The organism is Nocardia sp. JMUB6875 (genome assembly GCF_041154655.1).
Taxonomy (GTDB): domain Bacteria; phylum Actinomycetota; class Actinomycetes; order Mycobacteriales; family Mycobacteriaceae; genus Nocardia.
The window spans coordinates 1-10,061 of sequence record NZ_BAAFGR010000091.1 but is presented as its reverse complement, the minus strand read 5'-3'; the positions used below and the strand labels follow the sequence as shown (position 1 = coordinate 10,061).

Below are 10,061 nucleotides of genomic sequence, written 5' to 3'. Positions count from 1 at the left end.
GGGCCGACGGGATTCCGCGAAGGAGGAAGCCACGTGGGCGCGAGAGCGGTATGCGGACAGGATTTCAGGGAACTCGAAGCACCCACCTTCGGAAACCTTCTCCGCCGCCTGCGCGACAATCGGGGCGTTTCCCGCGAACGGCTGGCATTCAACGCAGGTGTAAGCGCAAGCTACATAACGCATCTGGAGAAAGGCGACCGCGGCAACCCCACCCGCGAAGTCGTCGAGGCGCTCACCCGATACCTGGACCGGCTCGACCCCCTCTCCACCGAGGACCGCCGCCAGCTGACCGACCTGGCGGGCCTGGGAGCAGGCGAACTGCCCACCGTGGAGGAACTGCGCGCCGCCATCACCCCCGAGATGACCCGCGCCCTGGAACTGCACAGCCCGAATTTGGCCGCGCTGCTCGACACCCAGGCCAATCTGCTCGCCAGCAACGACAGCTGGGACGACGCCTTTCCCGGCCTGCACGAGGACGGCAATATGCTGCGCTGGTTCTTCGGCAACGAGCTGGCCACCCGGGTCATGGTGAACTGGGAGAACGACGCCCGCCGTGTCGTGCGCTGGATGCGCGGATTGATCGGGCGGTCAGGCAATGTGGACGGTTTCGCCGATCTCATTCGTGAACTCGGTGAATTCCCGAAATTCCGGCAGGCGTGGGCGGACGGCGGCGTGGAGTTCGCGCCGCACGTTTTCACCCTGCATCTGCGCAATCCGGTGACCGGGCTGCGCCGCCGGATTTACGCCCAGACCGGGCGGCTGGACGGCGCGGCCTACCCCGGGCAGTTGCTGACGATTCTCGGACTACCCGGCTGATCCGGTCTCACCCGTTTCGGGTGATGCGCGCGAGCCGCAATTCCGTTGGAGTGCAGCGGTTCTGCCGCCGCTACCGGGGTGGGGTACCTTGGATGCTGTTCGGGTACTAGTCATTTGTTCAGGTTGTGGGTAATGCGAAACGTGTTGTGGTCATGCGGGATGCGGTAATCGTCGCGGCGGTGCGCACGCCCATCGGACGCGGAAAGCCCGGGGGCGCGCTGGAATTCGTGCACCCCGTCGATCTCATGGCTCACAGCCTGCGCGCGGTGGTCGACCGCACCGGCCTGGATCCGGCCCTCGTCGACGAGGTCATCGGCGGCGTGGTCAGCCAGGTGGGGGAGCAGGCCACCAATATCACCCGACGCGCCGCCTTGGCCGCCGGCTATCCGGAATCGGTGCCCGCCACCACCGTCGACCGCCAGTGCAGCGCCAGCCAGCAGGCCCTGCGCTTCGCCGCGCACGCCGTCATCGCCGGGGACTGCGAGATCGCGGTGGCCACCGGCGTGGAATCGGTCAGCCGGATCCCCATGGGCACCAGCCTGCTCGATGCCGACAATCTCACCGGTGCGGCCTTTCTGGAGCGCTACCCGCAAGGCGTGCCGTGGCAGGGCATCAGTGCCGAACTCATCACCGCCCGCTGGCGGCTCGGCCGCGCCGAACTCGACGACTACGCGCTCGAGAGCCACGCCCGCGCCGCGGACGCCACCAAGAACGGTCTCTTCGACGCCGAACTCACCGGGCCCATCGAGGATCTCACCCACGACGAGGGCATTCGCTTCGACGCCGATGCCGCTGCCGTGCGCGCACTGCGCCCCTCCTTCTACAACGAGGCCATCCACCGCCGCTTCCCCGAGATCGGCTGGCACATCACCGCCGCCAACGCTTCTCAGCTCGGTGACGGCAGCGCCGCGGTCATGATCACCACGAGTGAGAACGCCCGCCGCCTGGGCCTCACCCCGCTGGCGCGCATCCACAGCCACGTCGCGGTCGGCGATGATCCGTTCCTCATGCTCACCGCCGTCGTCCCGGCCACCGCCAAGGTGCTCGAGCAGACCGGTCTGTCGCTGTCGGACATGGACCTCATAGAGATCAATGAGGCCTATTCGAGTGTCGTCCTGGCCTGGGCGCGGGAAACCGGCGCCGACCTCTCCAAGGTCAACGTCCACGGCGGTGCCATCGCCCTGGGACATCCCTTGGGAGCCAGTGGAGTTCGCATCACCGCCACCCTCGTCCATGCCTTGCGCGAGCGCGGCGGCCGCTACGGCCTCCAGACCATGTGCGAATCCGGCGGCCAAGCCAACGCCATGGTGGTGGAAGCCCTCTACTGACCGGAATCAGCCTCGGAGAGGGATGAATTCGGCGAGGGCGCCGTCTTCGGCGTCGGCGGGGACGATGACCACGCCGTCGTTGTGCAGCAGGTCCGCCAGGTGCGCGGTGCGCAGCTGAAGGACGCCGCGGAAGCCGCCCTCCGGCAGCGCGCGGGCCGGCACGATGCGATTCACGGGTGCCGTCAGCTCCCCGGCATTGACCAGCGGGCCGACAATGCGGTGCGCCGGGGTCGCGCCGGTCATGGCCTCCACGGTCGCGCCGATCAGGCTCAGCAGCGTCGCCACCGCCGCGAACGGATTGCCCGGCAGCCCCAGAACCACTGCGCCGGCGGCCAATTGCGCCGCCACGGTGGAGCCGCCCGGGCGCAGGCGCAGGCGGCGCAGCAGGATGGAGGCGTCGGTACGGTCCAGGGCCGAGCGCAGCTGATCGGCAGCGCCGCCGCCGGTCGCTCCGACGATGACCAGCAGATCGCAATCGCCGGCCGCGGCCAGCACCTCGTCGAAGGCATTCGCGGTATCGCGCAGGTGAACCCGCTCCAGGACGGTCACGCCGTACCAGGACAGCAGATCGGGCAGGATGGGCCCGATCGAGTCGCGGGTCTGGCCGGTGTGCAGCGGGCCGTCGCCGCGAATCTCGTCGCCGGTCATGACGATTCGCGCGCGCACCGGGCCGCGCACCTCGGCGGCGGCCAGCTCGGCGCTGGCCGCCACCGAGATGAGCGCCGCGTTGACCGGGGTGCCCGCGGGCGCGACTTCGTCACCGGGCAGCCAGTATTCGCCGCGGCGGCGCACGTCCTCGCGAATCGGGGTGTCCGGTAGGCGGTACAGCGTGCCGTCCTCGTCGATCCGCACGAACTCGTCGCGCACCACCGAACTCGTCCCGTCGGGCACGTGCGCCCCGGTGGCGATCCGCACCGCCTCGCCGTCGAGCAGGCCCACCGGCCGCTCGCCGCCCGCGAAGCCGATATCGCGGCGCAGCTGCCACGGACCGTCGCCACTGACCGCGTAGCCGTCCATGGCCGAGACATCGAAGCGCGGCAGCGCATCGGCGGCCCGCAGGGGAGCGGCCAGGGTCGCGCCGCGCGCCGCGCGCAGCACCGCGTGCCGCACGGGCAGCGGAGAGATGTTCCGGCGCAGCGCCTCTCGTGCCTCATCCAGCCACAGCGGGTCCGCCGAACGCGCGGCCCCGGTCCGGGCCCGCCGCACATCCTCGGGAGTGTCGCAGTCCTCCACGCCGGGCAGCGCCACCATGGCGGTGTCCACCGGCACCAGCGCCTTCATGGGCCGGTTCACCAGGGAGTCCAGGTCCTGCAGCGCGGCGGTCAGCGCCGTCCGCCGCCACACCCCGACCAGATACTGCGGCCGCCCCGAGGCATCCGCCGCGAAGACCGCATCGGCACCGGATTCCCTTGCGTGGGACAGCAGTTCGTCGATCGCCGCGGCGGTGAGGAACGGCATGTCGGCGGCCAGCACCACGATCAGCCCGGCCGGGAACTCACATCCGGCCAGCGCGCCCAGCCCCGCCGCGATGGCCGCCACTGGACCGGCCCCGGCCGGTATCTCCTGTGCCTGAAGGATTTCCGGCGGCAGCTCGGGCCGATGCGGGCCCACCACGACCGTGCGCGCGCAGCCCGCGACCGCGGTCAGCGCCGCGTCCAGCATGGACTGCCCGCCGACCACCATGGCCGGTTTGTCCACGCCGCCCATGCGGCTGGCCTTGCCGCCCGCGAGCACGATGGCATCGATGGGCGTCACGAGACGGATCCCGGTGCGCTGTGCGTCGCGAACAGACTGGACATGGTTGAAGATCGTAGTGGCAGGCCGTTCCCGGCTTGTCGGGCGCGCCCGATTCGCGCGCTTGCCAACTAATTGCGGATACTCGTTACGTTATGTGATGTGGCACGACACATAGTAGAAATGGTCTTGTTTTAACGTTTGGAACAATCTCATATGGCAGTATCCGAGCTGATGAACTGCCGCAGTACGCGGCGTTCGTCACAGTTCACACCAGGCGTCACACCGGGTCCCACTGTCCGGTACCAGGAGGACCCAGAGCGATGAAGGTTGGTTTGCTGAATGTTTGTGGAGAGGGAACGGCGTGGTGCTGGGCGTGAAACCGGATAGGGACTCCGACGATCTGAAGCCGCCGACATTCGGACTGCTGCTGCGCCGGTTGCGCGACGCGCGCGGGGTATCGCGAGAAAGGCTGGCCTTCAATGCCGGTGTGAGCGCCAGCTACATCAGTCATTTGGAGAAGGGCGATCGCGGCCATCCGACCCGCGAAGTGGTGGATGCGCTGCTGCGATATCTGGATCGAATAACCCCGCTGTCCGCCGTCGAGCGCCGCCATCTGCTGGATCTGGCCGGACTGGGGGTCAGCGAATTCCCGACCGTGGAACAACTGCGGTCCGAAATCACCGACGACATGCGCCGCGCGCTCGATCTGCACGAGCCGAATCTGGCCGCCTACGTCGATACTCGCTGGAATGTGTTGGCCTGCAACGAAAGTTACGCCAAGGCATTCCCCGGGCTGGCGCAGGACATCAATATCCTGCGCTGGTTTCTGGGCAACGAGGCGGCCCGGGACGTCATGGTCGAGTGGGAGGAGGAGGTCCGGCTGACCGTGCACTGGCTGCGCGGTCTGATCGCGAGCTCTGGAGATACCGCCTGGTCGGTTGAATTCCTCGCAGAACTCGGACGATTCGGACTTTTTCGGGAAATGTGGGACGAGGGCGTCGCGGCCTACGGGCGGCCCCGCGCCACCATGCGGCTGCGCGAGCGCGAGAGCGGGCGCCGCTTCGATATCGCCGTGCAGCTGTTCAGCGTCTTCAACGCGGCCTACCCCAGCCAGATTCAGATCTTCCTGGGCATTCCGAGCTGGCACGAGGCCGGAGAGGCCAACTAGGCCGGAGCAACCGATCGGGCCAGCGGAAACCGATCGGGCCGGAGAAACCAATCGGCCGTGACCCCCGAGGGTCACGGCCTACGCGTCTGGACTGTCCCGCTCGCGATCCGCGGTCACTGCGCGGCTTGGATCTCGCGACCGCCGCGCCGGTGCGGCCACGGCGCGCTCAGCGCCCGGGCCAGCTTGTTCTCCGGCTTGGCGGTCGCCCGCGCGACCAGCCGGATCAGCAGCGGCGCAACCACATCCGGATGCGTCCAGGCCGCGCCGTGCCCGGCCCCGGGAATGGTGACCACGCCGTCCGCGCCGGACAGCCCGGCGGCCAGCGCCTCGGACTTCTGGGCGGTGCTGGTGGCATCGTGGCTGCCGCGCACCACCAGCGTCGGGGCGGTGATCTCCGGTAGTCGGTGCAGCACCGAGCGCCGGTCCATCAGGCAGCGGGCGGCCGGCACGATGGCCTGGCGGTCCGAGCCGTACCAGCGGCTGGTCCACGCCCGCCACAGCCGCGGGTCGGTGCCGCCGATGATCTGCGGGGCCAATTCCGCGACCAGCGGGGCCATCGGCTCCTCGCTCGTCCAGCGCTCGAAGAATTCTCGGTAGAAAGCCAATTCGGACGGGCTGCACGCGCCCGCCTCGGTGTCGATCAGCGCCAGGCCCTGCACGCGCTCGGGGGCCAGCAATGCCATGCGCAAAGCCGCATACCCGCCCTGGCTCATTCCGCCAACGACCGCCCGCTCGATTCCGAGTTCGTCGAGCACCGCCAATCCGTCGGCGGCGAGATCCCAATAGCTGAATGGTTCGCCATCGGGTGACTGGGTGCGCCCGTGGCAGCGCGCATCCACCGTGACGAGATTGATACCGGCGGCTGCCAGAGATTCGCGCATGGGATCGAACATCGACTCGTCCATGAAGAACCCGTGGGCGAGCAACAGGGTAGGACCGTTGATTTGGCTGGTAACGAAATGAACCGTGGCTGAACCTGATCGCACGTAAGGCATGGTCATGACCCTAAACGGGCATAGCGGTCGTTCCCTATATGTTTGCCCGCCCGGTGTCAGGCACCCTGCGGTGAGGTTCCCGACGGGTACCCACACTGGCCAGTGTCAGTACTGCTAGGGGTTTGCCCCAGATTGCCTCAAAACTGGACAACAAGATCACGATGCCTTTTTAATCAGGCCGTGGCGCTTTTGGGACAAGCGCAATTTCTAGGGAGGAAACAATGTTCGACGTCACCACCGCAGCTCGCCGAAATGACTTCCGGATCGATCGGGGCGCTGGATTGCGGGAGTCGCTCGAAGGTCTGTTGCTGCACGACGGAGTCGGCCTGGATGCGCGTATGCGCCATGCGATTTCCGCGGTAGTGCACCTCGCGGTCGATGCCCCGCTCGGACTTCCGGAGGACGCCGAAGAATTCCTGGGCCGGCTGGATGCCGGATGGCTGTTCGCCGCGTGGAACGACAGCGATCAGGAACTTTCACTGCTGAATACCCTCGCCGGCGGCGAGGTTCCCGCATTGAGCTGGTGCGAACTCATGTTCACCACCGCGCTGGCGCCTTGGTCGGGCGCTCCGGCGGCGGTGCACGCGCGTCGCGTCTTCGTCAATGGCGAGCAGGCCAAGCTGGCGGCGGTCAGTGGCGATTGCGCGATGGGCCGTCCGTAACTCGAAGGACGTAAAACAAACCGCTCGTTTTTCTTTCAAATACTCAGTAGTGAACGTAGAAGTGAAGGGATAGAGGAAGTGAAGCTGCTTTTCACCAATTTCGACGCCATGTTCGAAACCCTCGCCCGGCGCGACGGATCCGAGTCCGAATCCTGGCATCAGCAGGCGCTGTGCACGCAGACCGATCCCGAGGCATTCTTCCCCGACAAGGGTGGCTCCACCCGGGAAGCCAAACGCATCTGCTCCTCCTGCGAGGTGCGCAAGGAATGCCTCGATTACGCGCTCAGCCACGATCAGCGCTTCGGCATCTGGGGCGGCTTGTCGCCGCGCGAGCGCCGGCGCTACGAGCGCGGCGCGGCCTGACGCGCCGCCCGCCCGAGCCTCCGCGGGGAAGTGGGAGGGTCGGACGCTCTTTCGATTGACACTGTCAGTCGATAATTGTTCGTAGCAGACAGAATTCGTTGGTCTCCGGATCGGCGAGCACCACCACCGGATCATTTGCCGGGGGTGCGCTCGAATCGGCCGATAGGGAGACCGCGCCGGCGGCCTGCAATCGGGCCGCCTCCTCGACGGGGTCGTCGGAGGGGAAGGCGATGAGATCCAGATGGAGACGGCCGCATTTGGTCGGTGCGTCCGGCCTCCGCAGGAACTCCAGCCACGGGCCCTGCCCGGTGGCGGCACGGATACCGGCGTAATCGGACCGCTCATGGGTGAGCGGCCAGCCCGCCGCGGTGGACCAGAATTCGGCCAGCCGCAACGGGTCCCGGGTATCCATCACGATCGCGGCGACCGCGCCGGTGTCCACGTACTCCTCGCGCGGTTCCAGCACACAGAACTCGTTGCCCTCCGGATCGGCCAGCACGGTCCAGGGCACGGCGCCCTGGCCGATATCCACCCGGCGCGCGCCGAGCGAGAGCGCGCGATCGATTTGCAGGCGTTGATGATCCAGTGAACGGCTGCACAGATCCAGGTGGATGCGATTGAGCGCGGTCTTGGGGCGCCGGGCGGGCAGGAAGGTGAGGGCCACGTCCGGTGCGTCCGGATCCGGGGCGGCGATATCGACTTGCCCCGGCCGGTCCAACGTCACCTCCCAGCCCAGCAGCTCGGCCCAGAACCGGGCCACCGTCCCGGGTTCGATCGCATCGAACACCACGCACGCCAGTCGGGTGGACATGGTTTCACGGTAGCCGCCGGGCAGGGTGGCCCGTCTGCTATTCGGGGAAGGTGTGCCGGGCGCGGCGCAGATCCACCCGGCCATCGGTGATCGGGCAGCCCTCGGCGGCCAGCTCGGCCAGCTGGCGATGCGCCAAATGCGGTGCGGGCGTGCCGTTTGCGCGCAGCACCCGATGCCAGGGCAGATCCGCGGCGTCGGTGCGCATGATCCAGCCGACCGTGCGCGGGGTGGACAGGCCCGCCGCGGCCGCGATATCGCCGTAGGTGGCGACCCGGCCGGGCGGAATCGCGGCCACCAATTCCCGCACGCGCTCGATTTCGGCTTCGGTGGTTGGCATTTCAGAGCACCCCGCGCAGCAGGGCGGCCGTCTCGGCCGGGCGGGCCTGGGCCACCATGTGGTCGCAATCGAATTCGTGGACGGCGAGTCGGTCGCCCAGGTGCTCGGTGAGCGCCGCGCGGAAGGCGGGAGACACCAGGGGCGGGTCCACGTTCATCGCCTGCACCATGACCGTCGGGGTATCGCGGGGCGGCAGCACGAACTCGCGGGCGATCTCACCCCAGAAGGCGATGATCGCGGGCAGGGTCATGCGCCAGCCGACGCGGCCGTTCGCGGTGGGCACCAGGTGCTCGGCCAGTTCGGCGTCCAGTACCGCCGGGTCAAGTTCGCCCCAGGCGGTCTCCAGCTTGTCGAAGCGGGCCTGCTCGGCGCTCGCGTAATCCGGAGCCGCCAGCATGGAATTCGCGATGCTCAGCATGCGTTCGGGCTCGAGGCCGATCGCCGGGTCCAGCAGCACCAGCGCGCGCACCAGCTCCGGGTGACGGTGCGCCAGATACACGGCGACGGCCGCGCCGAACGAATGCCCGAGCACCACCACCGGTTCGCTGGACTCGGTCCGCAGCAGGGCCACGAGATCATCGACCAAAGTTTCGAAATCCCACGGCGGCACGCCGGGCGACCTCCCGTGCCCGCGCAGATCCGGTGCAAGGATCGCGACATCGGGGAGATGATCGTCGGCCAGCCGCTGCCAGCGCCGGCCGTGACCCGTCAACCCGTGCAATGCCAGGACGACCGGACCGGTCGAGGGACCGAAACGATGCACATGAAGCTCCACCACGCAGCCCATTCTGCTGCCTGCGCCCGACACCAACCGCCCGCCACCCGCGATGTGAACATCTCCCGCACTGTGATCGGCGGCACGGACAACTCATGGCAAACGAAACCTGTCGGGGCGGTCTGTTGAAATAGCCAGCGTGATGCGGTCATATAGCTCGGTGCAACTCGTGCGCCGGGCCGAGGCGGAGACTCCCTCGCGGGAGTGGAACGCCGAGCTCGGGCCGCTCTTCGACGACCTGGGCGCGGATCCGGGCTGGCGGCCGTGGCAGGTGCTCGGCGGGCCCGGGACCGGCAAGACGGCGCTGCTGGTGGATATCGCCGCCGCCCGCATCCTGGCCGGGGCCGCACCCGATTCGGTGCTGGTGCTCACCTACACCAAGCGCGCGGCCACCGCGGTCCGCACCGCCATCACCGCGCGCATCGCCGAGGCCGATCCGGAGTTGGGTGGGGTGCCGGGCGCGACCCGGGGACCGCTGGTGCGGACCATCCACTCCTACGCGTTCGGGCTGCTGCGCACCTTCGCGGCGCACCACGGCAATCCGCCGCCGCGGCTGCTCACCGGATCCGAGCAGGACATCGTGATTCGCGAGATGCTGCGCGGCGACCTCGCCGACGGCGCGGCGGACTGGCCCGAGCGCCTGCACCCGGCGCTGCCCGCAGCCGGATTCGCTGAACAGTTGCGGGACCTCATGTTGCGGGCCACCGAACGCGGCCTCGGCCCCGAGGACCTGATCGAACTCGGTCACACCCACCACCATCCCGAATGGGTCGCCGCCGGCCGCTTCGCCGAACGCTACGAGCAGATCATGATGCTCCGCTGGTCCGTCGGCATGGACGTCCCCGAAGCCTCCGCCCCCGCCCTCGACGCCGCCGAACTCGTCACCGCCACCCTCGACGCCTTCCACGCCGACCCCGAACTCCTTGCCGCCGAACGAGATCGCCTCCACTGCATCCTCACCGACGACGCCCAACACCTCGACCCCCACGCCGCCCAACTCATCCGCGCCCTCGGCGCGGGCGGCGCCACCACCGTCATAGCCGCCGACCCCGACCAATCCGTCTACACC

At 68.4% G+C, this 10,061-nt stretch carries 11 protein-coding genes; 6 read left to right on the top strand and 5 right to left on the bottom strand.

Going from position 1 to position 10,061, the window contains the following annotated elements; genetic code table 11:
- Nucleotides 1-33 precede the first annotated feature (33 nt).
- Together ACAM49_RS22945 and ACAM49_RS22940 are read left to right on the top strand one after the other, a co-directional pair.
- On the top strand, nucleotides 34-816 hold the full coding sequence (locus ACAM49_RS22945; RefSeq protein ID WP_369637606.1) for a helix-turn-helix domain-containing protein: 783 nt from the start codon (nucleotides 34-36) through the stop codon (nucleotides 814-816).
- Between the two features lie 152 nt (nucleotides 817-968).
- On the top strand, nucleotides 969-2,144 hold the full coding sequence (locus tag ACAM49_RS22940) for an acetyl-CoA C-acyltransferase (protein WP_369637605.1): 1,176 nt from the start codon (nucleotides 969-971) through the stop codon (nucleotides 2,142-2,144).
- 6 nt (nucleotides 2,145-2,150) lie between these two features.
- Here ACAM49_RS22940 and ACAM49_RS22935 read toward each other — a convergent pair whose 3' ends face one another.
- A complete protein-coding gene (locus ACAM49_RS22935) occupies nucleotides 2,151-3,899 on the bottom strand; it encodes an NTP transferase domain-containing protein (RefSeq protein WP_369637604.1) in 1,749 nt (582 codons plus the stop codon).
- A 355-nt stretch (nucleotides 3,900-4,254) separates the two neighbouring features.
- Between ACAM49_RS22935 and ACAM49_RS22930 the strand changes: the two genes are divergently transcribed.
- Nucleotides 4,255-5,049 (top strand): helix-turn-helix transcriptional regulator, encoded by a 795-nt coding sequence (locus tag ACAM49_RS22930; protein ID WP_369637603.1) that lies wholly within the window; start codon nucleotides 4,255-4,257, stop codon nucleotides 5,047-5,049.
- Between the two features lie 113 nt (nucleotides 5,050-5,162).
- Here ACAM49_RS22930 and ACAM49_RS22925 read toward each other — a convergent pair whose 3' ends face one another.
- A complete protein-coding gene (locus ACAM49_RS22925) occupies nucleotides 5,163-6,044 on the bottom strand; it encodes an alpha/beta fold hydrolase (protein ID WP_369637602.1) in 882 nt (293 codons plus the stop codon).
- 221 nt (nucleotides 6,045-6,265) lie between these two features.
- Between ACAM49_RS22925 and ACAM49_RS22920 the strand changes: the two genes are divergently transcribed.
- Nucleotides 6,266-6,706, top strand: a complete 441-nt coding sequence (locus ACAM49_RS22920) for a hypothetical protein (RefSeq protein WP_369637601.1) — start codon at nucleotides 6,266-6,268, stop codon at nucleotides 6,704-6,706.
- A gap of 108 nt (nucleotides 6,707-6,814) precedes the next feature.
- Nucleotides 6,815-7,069, top strand: a complete 255-nt coding sequence (locus ACAM49_RS22915; RefSeq protein WP_369637621.1) for a WhiB family transcriptional regulator — start codon at nucleotides 6,815-6,817, stop codon at nucleotides 7,067-7,069.
- A gap of 64 nt (nucleotides 7,070-7,133) precedes the next feature.
- Here ACAM49_RS22915 and ACAM49_RS22910 read toward each other — a convergent pair whose 3' ends face one another.
- From ACAM49_RS22910 to ACAM49_RS22900, 3 genes are read right to left on the bottom strand one after another with little or no spacing between them, the layout of a single operon-like run.
- Entirely contained in the window at nucleotides 7,134-7,880 is a 747-nt protein-coding gene (locus ACAM49_RS22910; RefSeq protein WP_369637600.1) for a VOC family protein, read from the bottom strand.
- Between the two features lie 37 nt (nucleotides 7,881-7,917).
- Entirely contained in the window at nucleotides 7,918-8,217 is a 300-nt protein-coding gene (locus ACAM49_RS22905; protein WP_369637599.1) for an MGMT family protein, read from the bottom strand.
- A gap of 1 nt (nucleotide 8,218) precedes the next feature.
- A complete protein-coding gene (locus tag ACAM49_RS22900) occupies nucleotides 8,219-9,004 on the bottom strand; it encodes an alpha/beta fold hydrolase (RefSeq protein ID WP_369637598.1) in 786 nt (261 codons plus the stop codon).
- Nucleotides 9,005-9,134: 130 nt separating this feature from the next.
- Between ACAM49_RS22900 and ACAM49_RS22895 the strand changes: the two genes are divergently transcribed.
- Nucleotides 9,135-10,061 (top strand): UvrD-helicase domain-containing protein (locus ACAM49_RS22895; protein WP_369637597.1); only part of this gene is annotated, 927 nt, incomplete at its 3' end.

What these genes read in the sequence shown, in the direction of transcription:
- ACAM49_RS22940 (WP_369637605.1), top strand. Translation starts at nt 969, where the DNA reads ATGCGGGATGCGGTAATCGTCGCGGCGGTGCGCACGCCCATCGGACGC.
- ACAM49_RS22925 (WP_369637602.1), bottom strand. Translation starts at nt 6,044, where the DNA reads ATGCCTTACGTGCGATCAGGTTCAGCCACGGTTCATTTCGTTACCAGC.
- ACAM49_RS22920 (WP_369637601.1), top strand. Translation starts at nt 6,266, where the DNA reads ATGTTCGACGTCACCACCGCAGCTCGCCGAAATGACTTCCGGATCGAT.
- ACAM49_RS22915 (WP_369637621.1), top strand. Translation starts at nt 6,815, where the DNA reads ATGTTCGAAACCCTCGCCCGGCGCGACGGATCCGAGTCCGAATCCTGG.
- ACAM49_RS22910 (WP_369637600.1), bottom strand. Translation starts at nt 7,880, where the DNA reads ATGTCCACCCGACTGGCGTGCGTGGTGTTCGATGCGATCGAACCCGGG.
- ACAM49_RS22905 (WP_369637599.1), bottom strand. Translation starts at nt 8,217, where the DNA reads ATGCCAACCACCGAAGCCGAAATCGAGCGCGTGCGGGAATTGGTGGCC.
- ACAM49_RS22900 (WP_369637598.1), bottom strand. Translation starts at nt 9,004, where the DNA reads ATGGGCTGCGTGGTGGAGCTTCATGTGCATCGTTTCGGTCCCTCGACC.